Raw genomic sequence first — 20,855 nt, forward strand, 5'->3', positions numbered from 1 at the left:
CCCTGTTGATCTTGCATGCCCTGAAGAGCTGTTCGAGGACAATCAGCCTAACCATCTGGTGGGGAAATGTGAGCGGGGAGAGGCACCAGCGGTAGTTTGCTCTTTCTATGAGTTTTTCAGAAACTCCTAGGGTGCCTCCGATTACGAATACCAGCCGGCTGGAGGTCGAGAGTTCTGCATTTTTAAGAATTCCTGCAAGCCTCTCCGAATTCCAGAGGTCGCCTTTAAGGTCGAGAAGGACGACGATATCGTCGTCTTTAATTTTTTTTAAAATATTCTCCCCTTCGGTATCCAGAATCTTGTTTTTTACTTGTGCCGACATATTCTGCGGGATACTTTCGTCGGGCACCTCTTCCAGTGAAATCTTTACATAGCCAGAGAGTCTTTTTTTGTATTCCTGTATCCCGTCACGAAGAAAAGGTTCTTTCACCTTTCCTGAACCGGTAATCAAAACAGTCAGTGGCATCGCTATTTATCCGGCGTTCCGTTGATCCTCTCGAGTTCTTCCAGGGAGTTGATATTCATGAATGTCTCGAGATCCGGGTCGACATCCCTGAAAGATTCGACATCAACATATACTGCGTCAATACTTCGAATAAGGGATCTTATGGAGAGAGATTTATGTTCAACAAGGTATTCAGTCAGGGCCGATTTCCGGTAAACCGCATGGAGCGGTTCGATCATCTCTTCGTTCCATCTTGGAATTACTGCATCATGGCCGTTTATTGAATCAAAGAGTCTTGTTACGACTTCAGAATGGATGCAGGGCATGTCGCACGCTGTTACGAATATCAGTTCTCCGTTGCAGACTTGTATTCCCGCATGCATCCCTCCGAGAGGTCCGATCTTTTTTCTGATGTCACAGACAACGACGACACCTGAAATATCCTGCAGGTCCTTAAAACTGCTGCAGTGATCTTCGTCGCGTGCAACTACAATTATCTCGTCGGTGATCCCGGACAGGGAGTTGATAAGCCTCTGGATGAACTGCACCCCGTCATACCTGAACCTGTACTTCTCCCGGCCCCCAGCCCGTTTTGCCTCACCTCCTGCAAGAATAATTGCGCTTCTCAAAGATCCGTCCCCTTCAATTTATTTGTTCAGCGACTCCCTGAATTTGATCATATTTACAATCGTCCTGTTCACTGGAGTTTCGATATTATGGAGATTCCCTTTTTCAACAACCGCCCCGTTGATGAAATCGATCTCTGTCTTCTTTCCGGCTGAAATATCCTGGTACATGGAAGAGTGGTGTTCTGCCGTAGACGGGATCTGCTTATCATGGAGATACTGTAGGTATTCATCCGGTGACGACCATTCGAGGGTTACTCCTTCCGCCCTGCACACTTCAAAGGCTTCATGGACGATATTCTTTATCACAGCCCATGCATTCTCATTCAGGAGTTCGCCGTATGGAACCTGCATAATTGCGCCGATGGGGTTTAATGCGCAGTTATAAAGGGTCTTTCCCCATAGGGCTCCCCTGATGTTTTCATCGGTGATTACATCAATTCCGGCTTTTTGGATGATATCTGCAAGAGAGTTTACATCATCATCAAGACCGGACGGGAAACGGCCGAGCCTCATAGGTGCGGCCTGAACCGAGACATGAACCTCGCCGTCTCCTTTCCACTCAAACCCCGTAATTATCATCCCGCCGATAACCCTGTCGGTGAACTCCGAGATGATCTCCTCGTTCCCGATCCCGTTCTGGAGACTAATAACGTTTGAATTTTTTATAGCTTCAGAGTTCGTCCGGCAGATCTCACGTGTGTCCTGCGATTTCGATGTAATGAATATATAATCGAATTTTTCGTCCGGGGGAAGAGTCTCTCCGCATGGGAATCTGAAATTGTGCTCTCCCCAGATGCCGGTAAGGATCAGCCCCCGTGATTGTATTGCGTCCGAATGCCTTTTACGGCAGACTGCATAGACGTCGCATACGCGTGACAGCATTCCTGCTACAGAGAGGCCCACCGCACCGGCTCCCAAAAATGCAATCTTCATAATTCTTCCAGTTTATTTTTGTCTTTTTTGGTAATAGGAGTAGTGCTGTTTTTCTTTTCCATCTCAAGCAGCGCCTTCTTTATATCGATCTCCGGTGTAAAGCCGCCGATCCCGTTTTTTGCAACAACTCTGTGGCATGGAATGATCAGCGGTGTCGGGTTTCTTCTCATGGCGACACCGATCGTTCTGGCATGAAAACCTGTCTCGGCGCCGATCTCAGAGTAGGTTCTCACTTCACCATATGGTATCTCTCTCACTGATTCGTAGATCTCCCTATACGGGTGGCCGTCGGATAATGCGATCGATTTCAGGCCGGCGATTTGCATGCTTTTTCCTTTGACAAACTGCCTGATCGGTGGGGGTATGTAGCTCTCATCGCCTTTACGTGAGAACTGGATCCTGTAAATCGTATCGCCGCTCCATTCGACGTGAACCCACCAGTACCCGAAACGGCAGGCCCCCTTTCTCATTACCATCTTTCAATATCCTTTGTAAATGATGAGAGGTTGCACTCGATAAGCTCTTCCTGCATCCATTCGGGAAGGCCTTTCCTGATCTTCTTATCGAGAAATCTCGATTCACCGAGGACAAGAATGCCTCTGTCTTCAGGAGTCCTTAGAACCCTGCCCAGTGCCTGAAGGGCCTTGTTTATCGCCGGCAGCGTATATGATATGAACTCTCCTTCTTCCCCGAACCTGTTTTTGAAGTACTGGATGATCATCCTCCTGACTTCATTGTATGGTGCAAGCGGAAGGCCGATAACAAGTGCGCCGTTTAAAAGTTCGCCCCTGTAGTCCAGGCCTTCGCTCCATTTTCCCCCGCATACCCCGAAGATAATTCCCGATTTGCCGGAGTTGGGGAGTGAGAGGAATTTCTTCAGGTCTTCTGCTGCAGTGCCGGTATCCTGCGATTCGATGAACACCTCTTTTTTATTGAATTTCGAGGGAAGGTCTTCCGAGTAGATATTCAGGAGCTCATATGACGGGAAATATACGGCGAGGTTTCCTTTGAGGCCGGCAAAAGACCTGATGTAACCAAGAATCCGTTCGTGGTTATCCGGGTCTTTTCTCATGCTGTATGCCGATGTAATATCGCCTGCGCAGAAGACCATCCGGTTCTTCTTCGGAAATGCGTTCGGAAGAGAAAGAGTGGTCGCATCCGCATCCCTGAAGTACAGTTTCCTGAAGCTCTCGACAGGCGACAATGTTCCGCTTATCATTATTATCGATGCATGGAGGCCGGCGATATCTCTTAATGTCGAAGACGGATCGATGTTCTGAACCCTCAGCGAGATTACGTCTTCGTCTTTTCTGTAGATGGAAAGGTAGGCCGGATCGGTTCCTGCCTGGAGTATCCGTAGGAAGAACTCCATGATTCTTTCTGTCGGAATCTCCCTGAAATCTCCTTCCTGGAACTTCTTCTCCCGGATTGCCTCGTAGATTCTCAGGAGGTCATCGACGATATCATCGAGCCTGTTGTAGATCGATCCCCTGAGAAGGAACTTCGAGAACATTACAGGATCGAACCAGTCCTCCGCCTTCGTCGATCTCTTCAGGCTCTCCATGAATGCGGTCACCTGCGGGAGCATTGCGGCGATCGATTCGACTCCCCCGATCCTTCCTCTCATGTGGGCCAGTTCGTTCTGCGAAAGTTCGACCGTTCTTTCATTGATGCTGACACTCTGGATGCTCTGGATGGTGTCTCCGCAGTTGTGAGCCTCGTCTATCAGCAGAATTGTCTGAGACGGCTCTATGTTCAGCGACTGGTACATCTGTTCCCTTATCGTTTCGCTGAAGAGATGGTGGAAGTTCATCAGTATGACGTCCGCATCCCTCGCACCCTGGAGCATAACCTCATACGGGCATAACTCTCCGCACATCTCATGAATCTTTTCAGGAGGGACGAGCGACTTTGATACCTGCTCTGCCTTTGTTCTCAGGAGATTCGAAGGGGTCATCTTCAGCCCGTCGTTCTCGATAAATACCCTTGACCTGATGAAATACGGGCACAGGAGGGGATGATCGCGATCCTGTCTCTTGAGCTGGTTCTTAATCACCGGATCGCCGGCCGGCATCAGGGAGCCCTTATGTGCACGGTCGCGCATCAGCGACGATGAGAATGCCTTCAGGCCCTCGCACATCCTGTAGACGTCCCCGTCGATTCCCATCGGGCACATGTTTCTCTTCCCGACAAGATATGCAACCTTCAGGCGGCTTTGCTTCTTTTTGATGAGTTCCAGTTCGCGCAGAAAAATATTGAGCTGACTGATCGTCCTCACGGCTATTATTATCTTTTTCCCGTTGGCTTTTGCGAGTAGTGCGGAGACCACACTCGATTTCCCGCTTCCTGTCGGTGCGTCGATTAAGCAGATCCGGCCCTCTTCGGCGCAGAGCCCTGCCGTATTCAGCATCTCTTCCTGGTACGGGCGAAAGGATTCGTAAGGAAACCAGTCTTTCAGACCTTCCATTATATACATATTTTATGTGGATCAATTTGTATTATTGCGTTTAGAATGCAATTCATCTTCCGGGTGTTCTATGGAAAAGCTGTACAGATCTGAAAAGAACAAAATTCTCGGCGGTGTCTGCGGCGGGCTTGGCCCTTATCTTGATATCGACCCGAATATTCTTCGTATATTGTGGATACTGTTCTGTTTCTTCTACGGAGCAGGTATTCTTGCATATATCATCGCGTGGCTGATACTTCCAACTGAATCGGAGAAGGATGTCATCGATGCCGAGTATACGATAAAGGAATAGAGGCTCTTCGTTGTTTCATGTGGGTAAATAACTGCCCTAAGATGCTCCGCATTTTCTCATTCTCACATGTTTTTGGAGCCCGGAAATGCTTTGCATTTCCTCATCTTCACATACTTTCAGATATTACATACATGGCACTGCTATATTGCTCCAGATCTTACTCGGGCAACCCCGGCACCGGCGGCTAGGCCGCCGGACGGCCCCTGCCCAGGAGCCTTGCCCTAAGATAGTTCTCTCGCGGCACGCTCAGGGGACCGGCAAGGGTCCCCTAAGCTGTTGAATTTGTGTTTTGATATATTCCGTTCCGTACACGCCATGAGTTTACCGCTTCCCGCCGCTCAGGGGATACTCGTCTATCCCCTGAGTGGCCTTTCGCAATGGAGAGGCCCCGGGGTCAGGGCCGATCTGCGAGCCTGCTGTGCAGCTCGCGGCGAGGGGTTGTCAAAGTTAGTGAGACTTGCTTTTATGCCCACATAGATTAGCGAAGAGCTGGAATAGGGAATACTCGGTTGCACCTTTTTACCCAACTGATTTTATCGATAAATACCAATATATAAACCACTATGGCAATACACCCGATAGATTTTCGCTACGGAACTCCGGATATGAAGGCAGTCTGGAGCGAGGAAAACAGGTTTGCCGCTATTGTAAAGTCTGAAGTTGCACTTGCGAAGGCACAGGCAAAACACGGGATGATCCCTACCGATGCATCGGAAGATATAGCGGCAAAGGCAAAAACCGCCTCGCTTGAAAGAGCCAAGGAGATCGAGAACGAGATAAACCATGATATGATGTCGATCGTAAGAGCGATAACCGAGGTGTGCGGGGACTCGGGGAGATGGATACATTACGGTGCGACATCGAACGATATTCTCGATACTGCAACAGGTATTCAGGTAAAGGAAAGTCTGTTCCTGATTGAGGCCAAGCTCAGGGCGCTTCTCGCGATTCTCCTGAAGAGAGCGGACGAGACGAAGAACCTGGTCTGTGCGGGAAGAACCCACGGGCAGATCGGAGTGCCGACGACATACGGCCTGAGATTTGCAATCTGGGCAAGCGAGGTGGGAAGGCATATAGAGAGACTCGAACAGCTCAGGCCGCGTGTTGCAGTAGGACAGATGACCGGAGCGGTCGGGACGATGGCCGCGATGGGAGACAAGGGCTACGATGTCATGGTCTCCATGATGGAATATCTTGAACTCTTTCCGGTCGATGTCTCCAACCAGATAATCCAGAGGGACAGGTACGCCGAGTACTTCATGCTCCTCGCCAATATCGCAACAACCCTCGACAAGATCGGAATCGAGATCCGGATGATGCAGAGATCAGAGATCGGGGAGATGGAGGAGTCCTTCGGCAAGATGCAGGTCGGATCCTCGACAATGCCGCACAAGAGGAACCCGATAAAATCCGAGCAGGTCTGCGGTCTTGCAAGGATCGTTCGTTCTTTCGTCGAGCCGTCTCTTCTGAACAATACACTCTGGGACGAGCGTGATCTGACGAACTCTTCCTGCGAGAGGGTCACGTTCCCCGAGTCGTCGATACTGGCAGACCATATACTCGCGGTTATGATCAAGGTTCTTGATGGTGTAAAGATCAACGAGGCAAACATCAGGCGTAACCTTAACCTTCTCCACGGGGTGAATATGGCCGAGTCGGTTATGATCGAACTTACAAAGTCAGGAATGGACAGGCAGGAGGCTCACGAGCTTATCAGGGTTTCGAGCATGACAGCGATAGAAATGCAGAGGCCGCTTGCCGGAATCCTTATGGAAAACGAGACTGTTGCAAAATACCTGTCTGAAGAAAGAATCAATGAACTCCTGGACCCTGAAAATTATATCGGAACCGCCGTATGGCAGGTTGAAAATGTTATTAAAAAACTGACTCCTCTTTCAATCTGAAAAAAATATCTTTTTCCTTAATTCTTTCGACCATTCTCCGATCTCTCTCCAGTCCCTAAAGTCGCCTGCCTGCTTTTCTCCGAATATTCCTCCCAGTCTTTCTTTCACAGGAAGGTTTTCCGGCGCCACTTTCCCGGCGAACATCCCGGTATCTACGATGTCGACGATGTTTGTGATCTTCTGGATGATCTTTTCGGTTTGGAGTATCTTTTCGTCGTCCTTGTTCCTGAGCGTTCTCCCGACAACGAATAACGCGACTTTCCTTTTATCGAGCCAGTCCCTGTGAAGGTCTGCAAAGCTGACTACTTCCGGGAGGACATTGTTGTCATAGATCGGGGTTCCTATGACGACGAGTTTGTAAGGTCTGACATCGTCCACGTTCTGTATTTTCTTTACTTCAGCCTTGAATCCGGCATCTGAAAAAGAATTTCCTATGGACCATGCGATATCGGCGGTGGAGCCGTGTCTTGTTGCATATGTAACAAGAACATCAGCTTTTTCTTTTGTATAAGCTCCCCCGTTTTTTACTTTGGGCCTTTGCGCTCCGTTTTTTGTCAGCCTGTCCCATTCCCCGGAATTATCTTTGGCCGCTGTTTTCTTTGGATTTTTTTGTGTCTCTTTGACCGCGATTGCCCTGATCTTTTTCCCCTCGGGAGTTTTTACCCAACCGTATGCTGCGACTCCCGAAAGGACGATGAGGTCTGCGATATACGGGACGAATTTTGTATTGAGCATCTGCTGGTTTTCTTCCAGCTGCCATTCTTTAAGGATTTTTTCAAGAACTACAGGGCCACCGGAGTCTTCTTCGGCTTCGAGAGAAACGACACCTTCGGAGAGAACAAGATCAACCGCCTTTTTAATAAGGCTGAATTCGAAAGGCAGTTCGATCGAGCCTTCCGGTTTTATCGTTATATACTCTTTCTCACGGTTTATATCGGTGATTTCAAACTCTCCCGCATCACTGTCACCGAAAAGAGAACGCGGGGAAGATATCACCTCTCCTTTGTTTTTTTCAAGAAATTCGATTATTTTTTCAGTTCCGTTCATTGTAATACTCCCCGCTGCACTCCGGGTTTCACCTATACCAGTATTAGCCTTATTTTTAATAATATTCTCCTGATCGTGTTATTTTATCATAACACTTGCATTTTCATCAAAAGGGTTCATCCTGAGGGCAAGAGAGAATAAATACGGGTAATTCGCTTTCAGGTATTTCATGTACTCCAGCCACTGCACGATCAGCTGCCCGAATACCCTGTCGATATCTCCTTTCAGGTGTACGAGGTCTTTTTCAGGGCAGATAGTGAGGTCGTGCCTGTGATGGAGCTCTTCAGTAAGATGAAATACCGCTCTTAACAGTTCTGTGAATGTTTCGTTTTCAAGCAGCATCGGATTTTCAAGCATTCTTACAAAAAAATCCTCTTTTTCGACGAGAAATGATTTTAATTTGCCCAGATCGATGTTGCAGATCTCGATCTCGAAGGACATGCCTCTAAGTTCTCTGGATCTTTTATCGAAATCCTTGCCAGACCATTCCGGATTGATATGAAGTTCTTTTCTATAGGGGAATGCCTCGCCTGCACTAGTCGCAAAGCACCGGAGAAGACGGCTTCCAGCAACACTGAAGAAGGTGCCTATGACCATGTTCATCTTCTCAAGCTTCCTCCGTGTCTCTCTTGTCTCGAGCATCCTGTGGATTACAAGAGTGACTATCAGTACTTCGATGGGTAAAAACGCAAGTTCGTGAAGTGCGAAGACGCCGATATGATGAAGGTCGTGAAATGCAAGGTAATGGATGTAATATAAAACTACTGAGGCGGCGATAAGTCCTGCCGCAAGTGATATCAGCCAGTTTTTATCTTCCATCTCAACCACTTTATTTTTGTTTATCTTTTTCTTCTTTTAAATTATTGCAGGTCTTAATGACCCAGTCTTTTATTCTTCCGGGGTCGATGTAGTCACCGTCCTGTATCTTCGCCATTTTTACAAGCTGAAGATCGCTTTCATTAAGGAGATGACGCGAAATTCTCCCTGCAAAGAATCCTGACTCAAAGGGAATGATGTATTGCGAAATCTCATCGATTGCGAATTTTGCCTTCAAAAGGTTGTGCTCGTTCGGTTCTGCAATCGTGATTCCGGTCGTGAAGACAATCACCGGTATCCTGTTCAGTTCGTTCTTCCTTGACTGTACAAACTCCCTTGCTTCTGGAAGCCATTTTCCGAGATGAAGAGGGCTTCCGATAAATACCGCGTCTATATCGGAGAGATCGATCTTTTCCATCAAACCAGATATCATAACATTGTATCCGAGCTCCGATAACTGATCACCTATTATTTCGGCGACTTCTTTTGTCGAACCGTATCTTGTTGCATAAACGACGAGGATTTTCTTCTTCTTTTCCATTTTGATCAACACCTGTAGAAAATATTGTATATTTGTCTGTTATTTTTGTGGAGATCGATGTTAAAATCGATACCTTTCACAATAATCTGATAAATAATGGTTATTATATTATTTGTATGCCAGTTATTAATTGTCAGTTGGATCTTTTTGGTGATAAGATGATAAAGCACGTTAAATTGTTCACGATGGCATTCTTAATTTTTATATCTCTGAATATTGCAGCCGTTTCTGCGGTTGATGAGGTGTATCTTGGAAACTCCGTTGATCTGAGAGGATCATGCACTTCGGATTACATATATCTTTTTGTAACCGGTCCGAATCTGCCTTCAAACGGTGCAAATCCTGAAAATATTCATGAGGAGGTAGTGTCCGGTGATGAATCGACTTTTGTTGTTGTTAAGGCGTTTAACAACAGGTGGAGTTATACCTGGGATTCCAGGACAGGAGACGGGGTCCCTGACGCAGGCATCTATACTTTTTATGCAGTTGAAAGGCCTCTCGGAAGAAACGATCTCAGCGGCGCCGAATATTCTGCCAGGTCGGTTAAGCTGATTGATCCTTCCATCTCCGTATCGGGCATATCGTCATCCGATAATTCAGGTTATTCCATCTCTTCCGAAACCCAGAAACAGACTGCAATGCCAACACCAACTACAACTAAAAAAGTTACAGCCAGGCCGACTACTGTAAAAGCGACTGAACTGATCACCGCGACTCCTACGGAAACTCCTGCCGCAGGTATTCCTCCGGTCGTATTGATTCTGTCCCTTGTACTTTCTTTGTTTATTGTTATCTCCGGGAAAAAGAGATCATGACTTGGTATTGATGGAATTTTTTAATAATTTTTTAATTTAAATAATTGGACGTGGAGCATAACTTTTGTCCGAACTGTGGAGAGGAACGGGAATTTAAGGGGCAGAGATCTACACAAACTGCGGATTTAATGAACCTCCTTCATCTGAAAAGAAGATATATGCAGGTTTCTGGATTCGTTTTGGGGCATATGTCATTGATACGATAATTATTGGAGTCGTTTGTTCCGTCGTGGTGTTTCTTGCTTTTATGTTGATGGGTTCTGGTGCCTGGATCGGGGCCTTGGCATATATCTTTTGCATATTTTTTTTGGCTTTATTTTGCATGCCAGGAGAGTTCATCGAAACAGACGACAATCGGAAAACGGGCTTTTGGTCTTGTAGTCACCGGTTCTGAATACCGGAGGGTCTCTTTTGGCAGAGCAATTGTCCTGTGGATTGTCAAAATACTCTATGCACTTATATTGTACATCGGGTTCATTACGATCGGTTTTACCAGGCGCAAACAAGGCCTTCATGATATGGTTGCAGGTAAATATGTCTGGGACAAAAGCCGGCTTTAAATGCTTTTTCAATAATAAGATTTCAAATAATCAAAATATTTACAAAAAGCCGAAAACAGGATTAATTATTGATCCGGTTACAGGCATCCTAAAAAACTGTTTATGGAACCGGTCGAAGTGCTACGGCCACGGGTATTTCGGTCTGATAAAAAAAAGGAAATTTTGATCTTTTTTTATGCACTGTCGTAGATCAGGCAGATGTACCTTGCCATAAATACGGTGAATGCGGGTGCCACGATTAAGATCAATATCGGGCCTATGTAAGGGATCATCATCAGAATCATAGCGATTATTCCGATAATAATCTCCACAACAAGCAGCTTAATGAAGAGGTTAAGCCAGCCGATGCTCTTGATCTTTGCAAAAATTTCGTGGAAATTAAATGCCTCTCCGAACTTCTCCTCTCTTGCAAACCTGACAACTGCAATCACGGCAATAAGGGTGAGAATGATTGCAACGATCACGGTTATCAAAAGTCCGATTCCGCCGACCGCAATCGCTCCTGTAACATTGCCCGAGAATCCCATCATTACAGCCGGAAGGATGAAGATGAATGCAAGAATCCAGACAGGAATCATGTAGACAAAGTTGATGATGAAATACAAAATTCCGTCAATAAGGGTCTTTACCCAGTTCCCAGGTTCGGGTGCCGGTTTTTTGCCACGCATTACTTCCAGTGAATATCCCATAATCAGCGGGAATATGATACTGCATATGATCAGGACAATCCATCTGACCCATTTTCCGATAAAAGCTTCTTTTGTAAACTCAAAAGAGTCTCCTAACATATCTCCTATACCCAAATTTACACCTCCTATAGAGATAATAGAATAGAAAACTCATAAATATAAAAAGCAATCGGTTTTTTAGGGGAAAAAGTCCTGCAGGTTACAGATTTCTTTAATCTCTTAAAGTAAAACCGTTTAATTCACATGAACCCTTGCACCCTTCCTCGTCTGTTTCTATAACCCTGTAGGCATCAGCAAGAACGGACGCCTGCGCAAGAGACCCCGCAAGGAGTACAGCTTCCAGAATTTCGTCTTTAGTCGCTCCTTTTGCTTTTGCTGCCCGCATATGATATTCTGTACAGTGAGGACAGTTGAGTGCAGCGCCTACGGCAAGGCATATCAGTTCAACAGTCTTGGGTTCAAGGGTGCTGGTCTCGGTAACTGCGCATTTATATAGAAGGTGGGAGATAAGAACTTCCGGCTTCTTGGCCATCTTTTCATATATCAGGGGTATCTCGCCGGTTTCTCTTTCAACTCTTTCAAGAAGTTCTTTTGCGGATTTTTCTTTCCCTGTTTCTGCAATCTTTTTCAGTGAATTCTCGAAGTCCAATTCTTTCACCTTCGTCTCCCAATATAATTTGTGTTTATGCAAAGTTATTTGCATTCATACTATTATTTTTGTATCGGAAAAAGGTTTAATCCGAATCCATATGTAATTGCGCATTCTTGAAGGCAGGAGATCTGCAACATCCTTAACTTTAATTCCGTTCTCGATCTCGATATCTCCGATCATTCCTGAGAAGTTGTCATACGGGATCTTTACTCTCAATCCTGCGATCTGCACTGTCACCGGAGTAGGATGGGTTGAAGTCTCGCTAAGTCCAAGTTCCTCGTCGATTGCTGCCATCAGCCTCGCAGGCGAGATTGATAACGGGTCCTTTGCTATCTCCTCTCTTCTCTTTTCAAGAACGCCCGACACCTCCTCGACGAGCCTGTCGAGGAATTCAATCTCACCCTCCTGCTTCTGCGTCCTGTGGCCGATCCTTCCGATTCCTCCCACATATCCTTCTACAGGCGGGTCTGCAAGTTTCTTCAGGTTCTTTGTATTCGGTCCGCCTGTAAGAATTATCGGAACCCTGATTCCTCTCCTGAGTGCGGGAAGTTTGTACTTGATACAGGATTCAAAATTTCCAAGCAAAAATACCGCACAGTCATGCTCGTTGATAACATCCCTTTCTTCTATATTCAGGTTGGCGATTCTCTTGCCGAATCCGCGTGCAAGACCGATCATATTCGTCTTGGCACCTGCCCGTCTCAGGTATTCCGCGGCGTCGCACGAAGTATGCGGGAGATGATGGATTTCAAGGCTTGGGGTTACGACTGCAATCTCTGTTCCTACAAGAGGCGCTTCGATTACTTCTCCTCCGAGGGGGCGTCCTGTTTTTCGTATAAGCTCGATGTCTTCCCTGGGAACGAGGGACTGAAGGATAACTTCCTGTGCAATCATGTGCTTCTGGACTACATAGCCGCCGAGATCATCGATAAGATCCACGATGATGTCATGCCTGAATACCCCGCCTTTGTACGTGATCGGGACAAGGACCATTTATTTCCCCTCCTTCAAAATTTTGATCTTATCGGAGATTAGCTGGTCAGCCATATCTTCCGGAATCGTGTTCTCGCTGGCAATGTAATAGAAGATCGATTTGTCAAGCCCTTCCTTCCTGATCCTGAATCCTTCGGGTGCAATCCACTGCATGGCGTATATTATATCCTTGTAGATATTCTCCCTCTGGTCGAGGACGACGATATTCTCGATCTCTTCGATGGTTTTGCCTTCGGGACTTAGAGTGATCGTAAACCTATCCGGCTGGTCTACGTTCTCTCTTCCGTATTTGCTCCATAATTTCGAGAGAAAATTGGAGAGGTGCGTTTCGTCGCCGATGTCGATTACAATCTTTCCTTCTTTCTCCATTATGTTCGTAAAGTCTCCTGCCTTTATCAGTCCGGGCATCTTACGGATTTGGCCGACGGCAAGGAAAAGCGGAAATTCGGGGTCGATGTAGATCTGAAGCCTTGAAATGATCGAGAGGAGATTTAGATCCTTCAGTATGTCCGATGCGATCTCAAGGTAGACATTGCCCCCTTTCTCTTCGCTGCATTCCATTTCAAAGTAGTCAAGAGCCATAATTAACCTTCTTTTAAGAACCCTGATGAAAGAAGGGCCGATCCCACCGATCCGATATACTGTGAATACGGAGGAACGATAATCTCAGTCTGCAGGAGTCTCCCCATCTCCTTTACAAGACCTTCAATAAGGGAGGTTCCGCCCACCATGATAACTGGTTCCTTGATATCGACCTCCTGGAGCTGCTGCTCGAATACCTGTTCGGCGACGCTGTGGCATGCGGCTGCGGCGACATCCTCTTTCGTATGTCCTTCGGCAAGAGCATTTACGAGGCTCTGCGTACCGAATACGATGCAGTAGCTGTTCATCGGGACATTCCTTGACATTCCGGCGACTGCAAGGGGGCCGAGTTCAGTTATATCCACGCCGAGCCTTTTTGCGGTCATCTCAAGGAACCTGCCTGAAGCTCCGGCACAGATCCCTCCCATTGTAAAGGTTCCCGGTATCCCGTCCTGTACGGATATCGCCTTGTTGTCCATCCCGCCTATATCGATAACTGTCGCCTCGCCATGCTGGCGGTCTGCGAGATACACTGCACCCTTTGAGTTGACAGTCAGCTCCTCCTGGATCAGGTCTGCCTTCATCTTATGCCCGATAAGATACCTGCCGTATCCCGTGGTGCCAATCGCTTCGATGTCCTTCATCTTGAGACCGGCCTCCTCGAGTGCGGTTTTTACGACACTCTCGGCGCTTTTCATAACTTCGGTCGTTGGTGTCCACCCTGTACCGACGATCTCGTTGTCCTTCATGACGACGGCCTTTGTGGTTGACGAACCTGAATCCACCCCGAGGGTGATTCCGACCTGTTTTTCTCTTGCAAGGAGTGCTCTTCTTCTTGCGATTGTTGTAAGTGCCTCCATTCTTGTAAGGAGAGTTCCTGCCGTCGTTCTCTCTGTAAAGGAGTAGCTGACTACAGGAAGCGAGGAGTTGTTGTGAATATATCTCCTGAGTTCGTTTCTAACTATTGCCGCTTCGGAACAGCGGAAGCACGTCGCGATGAATACGGCATCGGCATCGACTGCACCGTCGACAAGCGCTTTTGCCCTTGCGATTGCGAGTTTCAGATCGCCGGACCTGGCGTCGAGGCCGAACTCATCGTACGCCTTTTTAATATCTTTCAGTGTTACGTCAGGGAAGAACATCTCCGCATTGACCATCGAAGCGGCCTCGTAGATCTCTTTCTGGACTCCGCTGTGTTCAGGTCCGCATGAAAGCTGTGCCACTCTTACAGGTTGTTCCGTCATTTTTTGCCATCTCCCTTCTTTTTGGGGATATTTTCCAGAAATTCTTTGATTGCCGTAACGAAGGCCAGTCCTTCATCTTCATTAGAGGGGTACCTTATATCCAGAACAGGAATGTCCTTTCTTTGCCTGACCAGGAATTTTACAAGTTCGTTCGTCCTTGCGCATCCCATGCAGCCGAAGGCAAGATCTGCCTCGCTGATTATTATTGCAGCCTCGGCCTCTTCGATGAGCGGCCCGAGGAGTGCCATTCTCCCCCTGACCCCCGACGGGACCTCGACTGCAGCATATTTGAGGCCCTTCTTTGGGTCTTCCGGGGTCATCTGGAGAGGAGGTGAATCCAGTCCGGGTGTCTGTACTCTTTCTCTTATCGGAATTGCCGCACCAAGTGCTTCATGGCCGAATCTTTCGACCATATCCGAAAGGATCAGGCTTGTCGAGGGGTATATGAATATCTTTGCCATTGCTGTCACGCTCCTTCCGATTTAATAATTTCAACCAGTTTTTTTGCAGGCAGGCTCTCTTCTTTATGCTGGATCTGCTTGATCATCTTTTTGTCCGCTTTTCTGCCGTCGTATAATCCTTCAAGGCCCTTTGAGACATATCTTACCAGCCCCATCTCAAATTCGTGGCCGTAATAGCCGGGCCTTGCCCCGCCTAGATTCGCCCTGCACCGTCTTGGATCTCCGGGTGGAAATCCCCTGTCTTTGGTGAAAATATGAGCAGGGTCCATCTTGCGGAGCTCGTCGGTTATAGTTTTTACTTCTGAAGGACTGCCTGTTATCTGGAGGCCGAAACAGGTCTCCTTTACAAGAACTCCGTGAGAGATCTCGTACGCCCTTATGACAAGCTGCTGGGGAGTGATGCTGGGGGATTCGACGAATACATATCTTGTAAGCGATCCCTGGTACAAAGTCTTGTTCTGGTTGAGAATATTCATCCGGATTCCTCCTTGAAATAGATCGTTTCATTTTCCTTTAGCGAATCCAGTTTTTCGGGGTCGAGAACGGTTCCGAGAATATTTGTCCCTTCAAACGGCTCGGAAGTGGGCCCGAACTCCCTGTTCGGGTTTCTCCTGATTCCTATCAGGCCTTTACCCTTTCTCGAGTCGTTTGTAATCGCAAGCGAATTTGCGGGAACTTCATCCGTGGGAAGGTTTTCGAGATTGATTGTAATCTTCTGCGGGATTTTGGGCTTGAAGAGAGCGACATCGTCATATTTGAAGATCAGGGGAAGGCTGCCTATATTATACCACCTGAGGCCGGTCAGCTCCCTGAATATCCTGCATGTACGCGGAGCGTTTTTATCTTCCAGCCTTATGTTTATCACATGCCCTTCGGACACTGTTCTGACTGAAACCTTTCCCTCCGATAAAATTCCCATTGTTGTCGGAGGGGTTTGTTCGACGACAATCCTGTCGGGGCCGTTGTCGTCGTAGTCGATCGAAATTTTTCTCTTTTTCGCTGCAGCGATTGCATCTTTTATTCTCATTCCCCTTAGATCGATCTGCGGGGGTGTCACTACTACATGAAGCCGATCTTCTTCCGACGCAAGTTTTGCGAGCTCCAGTCCGTGTTCTATCCTTCCTGTCGTCGTATGCGAGGGGCTGCTCGGGAGATCCTGGAGATATATGTAGACGCTGCCGGCCTTTCTCCCGGATGTTCGTACAGTTACATTTCCTTCAAGGCGGGGATTTTTTATCTCATACGGCACGATACTGTCTTTCAGCCTTTCGTCAGAGATGAATGTGCTTGATTTGAGATTAACTTCAAATTTTTCTTTCGAAAGTGCATGAAGCATGTGTTCTACACTGGCCAAACCGGTCGGGTCGATCGCATCTTCATTGAAGCCGGTTGCAGAAATTTCCAGGCGGGATACTACCTCCATTCCGTCTTCAAGAGGAAGCGACCTGTCTTTTGTCGTAAAGGAATTTCCTGTCTCTATTCTGCTGATTATTCTTTCGGAATTCGTAATCAGGCTGCCCGTCTTCCATCTCCCGAGAACACCCAACCCGCTTACGACTTTTCCTACTATTCCTCCCGATTTATCAGAACCGTGATCGGCGATGTGGTCCGCTCTTGAGAAGATAAGATATGAATTGTCGGGATCATAACCTCCGCATCCGAGGATCAGGTCGCCTTTCGAATACCTGTGTGCGTTTTTGTCAGGTTTTATTTTACTTGAGAACGGTCCGAAAGAAGCAGAATAACGGTCGTCCCACTTTATCTTCATCGGGAGCAGTTCTTTTTTTTCGAATAAGGATGTTAGGAGTTCCCTGACGGCAGGGGGGGCTCGTTCGTCTTCAAGCTCGATCGTCACTTCCCCTTCATCGGTAACGATCCTGAAACTGCCTGTCGTCACCTCTGAAGATTCCGAGGGCTTAATGATTGCAACTGAAAAATCCGGGGACAATTTGGGGATTAGATCTTCAAGAAGAGATCCGTCCTCCATCTCCATCCTCTTCCCGTCGAGGATGATATTTATCAATGAGATCACCTCAGGCGCTGGAATTTGCCATTATTTCTTTTTCTTCCTGTGTCAGGTATTCGAGGACTTCATTCGTCGGTCCGATCTTGACAATCTTTCCGTGGCGCATAAGGGCTGCCCTGTCGCAGATATCACGCACAAAATCCATGTCATGCGATACTACGATGAAAGTCTCGTCGATCTCCTCTCTTGCATGCATGATGGAATGTTTAACGTCGATTTTTGTAATAGGGTCCATGGTTCCGGTTGGTTCGTCGAGAAGGACGATCCTGGGCTCCCTGATCAGGACCTGCGCGAGTGCTACCCTGTGTTTTTCGCCTTCGCTCAACTGGCTGGGCATCCTGTTGAGGATCTTGTGGCTTTTATCCTCGCTGAATCCTGCCATCTTGAGTGTTATGATGGCTTTTCTCATCGCAAGCTCTTTGGGGAACTCAAGCCCGATTGAATCGGTAAGGTTGTCGAGGATGGTCCTGTGGGGATAGAGATCGTATTCCTGGTGCAGAAGGCCCACGTATGATTTGGCACGCCCCCTGTTCTGGATGCCGGGTTTGGTCATATCTATCCACTGCTCGCCGATCCTGATATTCATCTCTCCGCTCGTAGGCTCGATAATTCCTGATATGATCCTTGAAAGGGTTGTTTTTCCTGCACCGCTCGTACCTATGATCCCGAATATTTCCCTTTCTGCTACACTGAATGACACTCCGTCGACAGCCTTTATCATTCCCCTGTCGACCGTGATGTATCTCTTGACGACATCTCTTGCCTGGAGAATGCTCTCGCCGAGAATCCCTTTTTCGAATGTTTCAGTGTCTGTTGCATCTTTTAGGAAGGTCTTGACGATCTTCTTTGGATCTCCGATATCTTTGATGGCGCCGTCTTCCAGGAGAATTGCTTTGTGGCAGATATCCTCGATGATCTGCGAAAAATGTGAGGAGACAACCATTGCCATGTCGTTATTTGCCGATGCCTCCGAGAGCATCTCGTGTACTATGTCGGCGGTTCTCGGGTCGAGAGTTCCTGTTGGCTCGTCGGCGCATAACATGAAGGGCTCCTTTGCAAGCTGTCTTGCGAGAACAACCCTCTGTTTTTCACCTCCTGACAGGTCCCTTGCTATATGCATCATCCTGTGCGAGAGCCTGACCTCGTCAAGAAGGTCCGCCGCTCTTGAAACCTGCTGTTCTCCCGGGTATCCTATGTCGCTTAAGGCATGCATTACGTTTTCAATTACCCTGTCGTCTCCGTAGAGGGCGAATGTGCGCTGGAACATGATCGCGGTTCTTCTCATTATCCTGCGCTTCATTCTTTCATTTTCGGGCGCCCAGAAATCGACGTCCTCAGGCTTCAGGGTGCCCCCGCATTTGGGGCATTTCGCGCCTGCTTTGCTTGGAGGTTCGACATTCTGGCATTTTTCACAGGCGGCAATATGAAAGATTATCGATCCTGATGTGGGGGGCGTATCCACACCTCTCATAAGATGCATCAAAACCGTTTTTCCCGCTCCGCTTCTTCCGATTATCCCCAGAATTTCGCCTTCTTCCATTTCAAAATTAATATTCTTCAGGACAGGGTTCCCGTCGAATTCCTTGGATAAATCCTTTACAGTTATTAATGGAGCCATAGGACAAGACCTCTTATTAAATACTACTGTAGCTTTTTTATCTTATTATTATTCTTTTTTGGAATTAAATTGTAACAAAGGATATATTTTTAAGCAGAATTGAATCAAGCAGCGATTATGGGAGAGGATGTGGAAAAAGAAGAATAATCAGGAGTTATACTTTTTTGCGATCTCAAATACTTCCGATACGTCTTTGATGATATAATCTGCTACGTCCTCCAGTACTTTCGGTTTCTTGTCGTATTGTTCTTCGGTCAGGATCGCGATATCGGCCTTTTTCATTGCCGTAAGATCGTTGATTCCGTCACCAACCATTATTACCTTGTCATATTGTTCCTTCAGGTCGGAAACGATCTGCGCCTTTATCTTGGGAGTGGAAACTCCGTATACATTCCCGTGAGGAATCCCTAGATAATCGGCCATTTTGATTAATTTATCTGTCCTGTCTCCGGATGCGACATATGATGCAATATTATTCTCGTGAAGAAGGCGAATTGTATCTTTTGCATTGGGGAAAGGTCTTCCGCCGGATGTAATGGCAAATTCAATGGAATTGATGTTTTTATTAACTATTACACCGTTGTTGAGGGCCACAACCGGCATTTTCTTGCAGCAGCTCCAGACCTTCCTGATACATGTCTGGAGATCTTCGCAGGTTGCTTTTTTGTCCCTGTAGAGTAATTCGGAGATCTCTTCGGTAGTTGTAACGATGCTCGAACATGCGACACCGAAAGAGACCTCTTTTTGTGTGAGGTATTCGGAGAGGAGCATTTCTGGTTCTGCTTCGATTAATTCTTTTGAATTGACATACAGAAGAACAAGAGACCTTCCTTTTTCAGAACATGTCAGAGTTGTGGTCTCAACTCCTTCTACTATTCTGTCTTTGGGGATGTCCTTTGCAACTCTCAGCGTGTACAGCAGGGTGCCTGCGCTGTCGAAAACCACTGCAAGACTCATGTTATTTCTCTATTAGTATATCAGAATGTAAACCTTTCAATATTGTTCCTTTGACAAAGTTTTTTAGTATTATGTTATAGATGGTAGTGCATTATGCAGGATGTTATTGCAGTTTATTATTTTATACCCGATGAAAATACTACCCCTGAATTTGCCGCCCAGGCCATATCCGATGAAGAGACGACAGGTACATGGACAGATCTCACTACAAGAGCCGATTATGTGAAAAAACTTGACGGGCATGTGGAATCGCTTGAGGGCTACAGGGACGGTTATATCACAAAAATTAGGTACCCGGGAGAGATATTTGAAAAGGGAAATATTCCCCAGTACCTCTCGGTTGTTGCAGGAAATCTTTTCGGTCTTGGCAGGCTTCGTTCGGTACGCCTTCTTGATGTTGAGTTCCCTGAACAGCTTTGTAATTTTTCAGGCCCTGTTTTCGGAATGGAAGGAGTCCGAAAGCTCATAGGAACGGAAAAATCAAGAAGGCCGCATGTCGGGACGATAATAAAGCCCAAGGTGGGCCTGAACCCGAAGGATACTGCACATGTGGCATATGAAGCCGCTGTCGGCGGAGTAGACTTCATCAAGGACGATGAAACCCTGACAGATCAGGAGTTCTGCCCGATGAAGGATCGTGTAGAGGAGGTAATGGCACGGCTTGACGATGCAATGAGCGAGACGGGAAGAAAGATCCTTTATGCAGTCAATGTCTCGGACAGGGCGGACAGGATCGTAGAACGTGCCGAACAGGCGCTTGAATGTGGTGCAAACACCCTTATGGTCGATGTCATCACATGCGGTTTCTCTGCAGTGCAGGCTCTTTCCGAATTAAAGTCCGGAAATGTTCCCCTCCATATCCACAGGACGATGCATGCTGCGATGACGAGAAACCCTGAGCATGGCATTGCGATGCGTCCCATTGCAAAACTTGTCAGGATGGCCGGAGGAGATCAGCTTCATACCGGAACTGTGAGCGGAAAGATGGGTCATGATCCTTCGGAGATCCTTGGGGACAACAAAATGCTGACCGACCCCATGTTCGGGTTCAAACCTGTGTTCCCTGTATCGAGCGGTGGTCTGCACCCGGGGAAGGTTCGTGCCGAACTGGAAACTCTCGGAACGGATATAGTACTGCAGGCGGGCGGGGGTATCCACGGGCACCCGGATGGTACGAGATCCGG

At 47.2% G+C, this 20,855-nt stretch carries 23 protein-coding genes; 5 read left to right on the forward strand and 18 right to left on the reverse strand.

Annotated features, from left to right (window positions below; translation table 11 throughout):
• The 5 genes from METPAY_RS06940 to METPAY_RS06960 form a co-directional block, all read right to left on the reverse strand.
• A partial coding sequence (locus METPAY_RS06940) for a 23S rRNA (pseudouridine(1915)-N(3))-methyltransferase RlmH (RefSeq protein WP_048150659.1) occupies positions 1-466 on the reverse strand: 466 nt, incomplete at its 3' end.
• Positions 467-468: 2 nt separating this feature from the next.
• On the reverse strand, positions 469-1,074 hold the full coding sequence (gene mobA / locus METPAY_RS06945; RefSeq protein WP_048150661.1) for a molybdenum cofactor guanylyltransferase: 606 nt from the start codon (positions 1,072-1,074) through the stop codon (positions 469-471).
• 18 nt (positions 1,075-1,092) lie between these two features.
• Positions 1,093-2,007, reverse strand: coding sequence for a ketopantoate reductase family protein (locus METPAY_RS06950; RefSeq protein WP_048150663.1), 915 nt, complete (start codon positions 2,005-2,007; stop codon positions 1,093-1,095).
• Positions 2,004-2,483 (reverse strand): methylated-DNA--[protein]-cysteine S-methyltransferase, encoded by a 480-nt coding sequence (locus METPAY_RS06955; RefSeq protein ID WP_048150666.1) that lies wholly within the window; start codon positions 2,481-2,483, stop codon positions 2,004-2,006. Before METPAY_RS06955 ends, METPAY_RS06950 begins: the two co-directional genes overlap by 4 nt.
• Positions 2,477-4,474 carry an ATP-dependent DNA helicase gene (locus METPAY_RS06960; RefSeq protein WP_048151121.1) on the reverse strand — a complete coding sequence of 666 codons (1,998 nt, stop codon included), beginning with the start codon at positions 4,472-4,474 and terminating at the stop codon, positions 2,477-2,479. Before METPAY_RS06960 ends, METPAY_RS06955 begins: the two co-directional genes overlap by 7 nt.
• A gap of 70 nt (positions 4,475-4,544) precedes the next feature.
• Between METPAY_RS06960 and METPAY_RS06965 the strand changes: the two genes are divergently transcribed.
• Positions 4,545-4,766: a PspC domain-containing protein gene (locus tag METPAY_RS06965; RefSeq protein WP_048150669.1), complete on the forward strand. Its 222-nt coding sequence runs from the start codon at positions 4,545-4,547 to the stop codon at positions 4,764-4,766.
• A gap of 563 nt (positions 4,767-5,329) precedes the next feature.
• Entirely contained in the window at positions 5,330-6,670 is a 1,341-nt protein-coding gene (purB, locus tag METPAY_RS06970; RefSeq protein WP_048150672.1) for an adenylosuccinate lyase, read from the forward strand.
• On the opposite strand, the gene METPAY_RS06975 is transcribed toward purB, so the two are convergent.
• The 3 genes from METPAY_RS06975 to METPAY_RS06985 all read right to left on the reverse strand — a co-directional run bounded on the left by METPAY_RS06975 (position 6,662) and on the right by METPAY_RS06985 (position 9,074).
• Complete coding sequence (locus METPAY_RS06975) at positions 6,662-7,717, reverse strand: flavodoxin domain-containing protein (RefSeq protein ID WP_048150674.1); 1,056 nt, start codon at positions 7,715-7,717, stop codon at positions 6,662-6,664. The genes purB and METPAY_RS06975 overlap by 9 nt on opposite strands.
• Before the next feature lie 78 nt (positions 7,718-7,795).
• Positions 7,796-8,536 carry a hypothetical protein gene (locus METPAY_RS06980; RefSeq protein ID WP_048151122.1) on the reverse strand — a complete coding sequence of 247 codons (741 nt, stop codon included), beginning with the start codon at positions 8,534-8,536 and terminating at the stop codon, positions 7,796-7,798.
• A gap of 10 nt (positions 8,537-8,546) precedes the next feature.
• Positions 8,547-9,074 (reverse strand): flavodoxin domain-containing protein, encoded by a 528-nt coding sequence (locus METPAY_RS06985; RefSeq protein ID WP_048150677.1) that lies wholly within the window; start codon positions 9,072-9,074, stop codon positions 8,547-8,549.
• Between the two features lie 158 nt (positions 9,075-9,232).
• Here METPAY_RS06985 and METPAY_RS14205 point away from each other — a divergent pair, with 158 nt between their 5' ends.
• Both METPAY_RS14205 and METPAY_RS15725 read left to right on the forward strand, forming a co-directional pair.
• Positions 9,233-9,889 (forward strand): hypothetical protein, encoded by a 657-nt coding sequence (locus METPAY_RS14205; RefSeq protein ID WP_157199027.1) that lies wholly within the window; start codon positions 9,233-9,235, stop codon positions 9,887-9,889.
• A 263-nt stretch (positions 9,890-10,152) separates the two neighbouring features.
• On the forward strand, positions 10,153-10,449 hold the full coding sequence (locus METPAY_RS15725; protein WP_169743647.1) for an RDD family protein: 297 nt from the start codon (positions 10,153-10,155) through the stop codon (positions 10,447-10,449).
• Between the two features lie 173 nt (positions 10,450-10,622).
• Here METPAY_RS15725 and METPAY_RS07010 read toward each other — a convergent pair whose 3' ends face one another.
• The 10 genes from METPAY_RS07010 to METPAY_RS07055 all read right to left on the reverse strand — a co-directional run bounded on the left by METPAY_RS07010 (position 10,623) and on the right by METPAY_RS07055 (position 19,671).
• Entirely contained in the window at positions 10,623-11,252 is a 630-nt protein-coding gene (locus METPAY_RS07010; protein WP_052418717.1) for a DUF4013 domain-containing protein, read from the reverse strand.
• A 97-nt stretch (positions 11,253-11,349) separates the two neighbouring features.
• Positions 11,350-11,796 carry a carboxymuconolactone decarboxylase family protein gene (locus tag METPAY_RS07015; RefSeq protein WP_084600731.1) on the reverse strand — a complete coding sequence of 149 codons (447 nt, stop codon included), beginning with the start codon at positions 11,794-11,796 and terminating at the stop codon, positions 11,350-11,352.
• Between the two features lie 45 nt (positions 11,797-11,841).
• The gene (locus METPAY_RS07020; RefSeq protein ID WP_048150690.1) at positions 11,842-12,783 is read right to left on the reverse strand and encodes a methanogenesis marker 7 protein; all 942 of its coding nucleotides are present in this window, start codon (positions 12,781-12,783) and stop codon (positions 11,842-11,844) included.
• Positions 12,784-13,365 carry a methanogenesis marker 17 protein gene (locus METPAY_RS07025; protein WP_048150692.1) on the reverse strand — a complete coding sequence of 194 codons (582 nt, stop codon included), beginning with the start codon at positions 13,363-13,365 and terminating at the stop codon, positions 12,784-12,786.
• Between the two features lie 2 nt (positions 13,366-13,367).
• Positions 13,368-14,609: a methanogenesis marker 15 protein gene (locus METPAY_RS07030; RefSeq protein WP_013329837.1), complete on the reverse strand. Its 1,242-nt coding sequence runs from the start codon at positions 14,607-14,609 to the stop codon at positions 13,368-13,370.
• Positions 14,606-15,070: a methanogenesis marker 5 protein gene (locus tag METPAY_RS07035; protein ID WP_013329836.1), complete on the reverse strand. Its 465-nt coding sequence runs from the start codon at positions 15,068-15,070 to the stop codon at positions 14,606-14,608. The genes METPAY_RS07030 and METPAY_RS07035 overlap by 4 nt, the downstream gene beginning before the upstream one ends.
• A gap of 5 nt (positions 15,071-15,075) precedes the next feature.
• Positions 15,076-15,546 (reverse strand): methanogenesis marker 6 protein, encoded by a 471-nt coding sequence (locus METPAY_RS07040; RefSeq protein WP_048150694.1) that lies wholly within the window; start codon positions 15,544-15,546, stop codon positions 15,076-15,078.
• Positions 15,543-17,093, reverse strand: coding sequence for a methyl-coenzyme M reductase-associated protein Mmp3 (gene mmp3, locus METPAY_RS07045; protein ID WP_048151125.1), 1,551 nt, complete (start codon positions 17,091-17,093; stop codon positions 15,543-15,545). Before mmp3 ends, METPAY_RS07040 begins: the two co-directional genes overlap by 4 nt.
• Positions 17,094-17,103: 10 nt before the next feature.
• Complete coding sequence (gene atwA / locus METPAY_RS07050; RefSeq protein WP_048150696.1) at positions 17,104-18,714, reverse strand: methyl coenzyme M reductase system, component A2; 1,611 nt, start codon at positions 18,712-18,714, stop codon at positions 17,104-17,106.
• 147 nt (positions 18,715-18,861) lie between these two features.
• Positions 18,862-19,671, reverse strand: a complete 810-nt coding sequence (locus METPAY_RS07055; protein WP_048150697.1) for an HAD family hydrolase — start codon at positions 19,669-19,671, stop codon at positions 18,862-18,864.
• Positions 19,672-19,764: 93 nt separating this feature from the next.
• Between METPAY_RS07055 and METPAY_RS07060 the strand changes: the two genes are divergently transcribed.
• On the forward strand, positions 19,765-20,855 hold a 1,091-nt coding region (locus METPAY_RS07060), incomplete at its 3' end, for a RuBisCO large subunit C-terminal-like domain-containing protein (protein ID WP_048151126.1).

The sequence above is a fragment of the Methanolacinia paynteri genome, assembly GCF_000784355.1.
Classification (GTDB): Archaea; Halobacteriota; Methanomicrobia; order Methanomicrobiales; family Methanomicrobiaceae; genus Methanolacinia; species Methanolacinia paynteri.

Coding starts and splice junctions, on each gene's coding strand:
- METPAY_RS06980 (WP_048151122.1), bottom strand. CDS start 8,536: ATGGAAGATAAAAACTGGCTGATATCACTTGCGGCAGGACTTATCGCC.
- METPAY_RS07025 (WP_048150692.1), bottom strand. CDS start 13,365: ATGGCTCTTGACTACTTTGAAATGGAATGCAGCGAAGAGAAAGGGGGC.
- METPAY_RS06955 (WP_048150666.1), bottom strand. CDS start 2,483: ATGGTAATGAGAAAGGGGGCCTGCCGTTTCGGGTACTGGTGGGTTCAC.
- METPAY_RS07030 (WP_013329837.1), bottom strand. CDS start 14,609: ATGACGGAACAACCTGTAAGAGTGGCACAGCTTTCATGCGGACCTGAA.
- METPAY_RS06965 (WP_048150669.1), top strand. CDS start 4,545: ATGGAAAAGCTGTACAGATCTGAAAAGAACAAAATTCTCGGCGGTGTC.
- METPAY_RS06960 (WP_048151121.1), bottom strand. CDS start 4,474: ATGGAAGGTCTGAAAGACTGGTTTCCTTACGAATCCTTTCGCCCGTAC.
- purB (WP_048150672.1), top strand. CDS start 5,330: ATGGCAATACACCCGATAGATTTTCGCTACGGAACTCCGGATATGAAG.
- atwA (WP_048150696.1), bottom strand. CDS start 18,714: ATGGCTCCATTAATAACTGTAAAGGATTTATCCAAGGAATTCGACGGG.
- METPAY_RS07035 (WP_013329836.1), bottom strand. CDS start 15,070: ATGGCAAAGATATTCATATACCCCTCGACAAGCCTGATCCTTTCGGAT.
- METPAY_RS07020 (WP_048150690.1), bottom strand. CDS start 12,783: ATGGTCCTTGTCCCGATCACGTACAAAGGCGGGGTATTCAGGCATGAC.
- METPAY_RS07055 (WP_048150697.1), bottom strand. CDS start 19,671: ATGAGTCTTGCAGTGGTTTTCGACAGCGCAGGCACCCTGCTGTACACG.
- METPAY_RS06985 (WP_048150677.1), bottom strand. CDS start 9,074: ATGGAAAAGAAGAAGAAAATCCTCGTCGTTTATGCAACAAGATACGGT.
- METPAY_RS06950 (WP_048150663.1), bottom strand. CDS start 2,007: ATGAAGATTGCATTTTTGGGAGCCGGTGCGGTGGGCCTCTCTGTAGCA.
- METPAY_RS06975 (WP_048150674.1), bottom strand. CDS start 7,717: ATGAACGGAACTGAAAAAATAATCGAATTTCTTGAAAAAAACAAAGGA.
- METPAY_RS07040 (WP_048150694.1), bottom strand. CDS start 15,546: ATGAATATTCTCAACCAGAACAAGACTTTGTACCAGGGATCGCTTACA.
- METPAY_RS14205 (WP_157199027.1), top strand. CDS start 9,233: ATGATAAAGCACGTTAAATTGTTCACGATGGCATTCTTAATTTTTATA.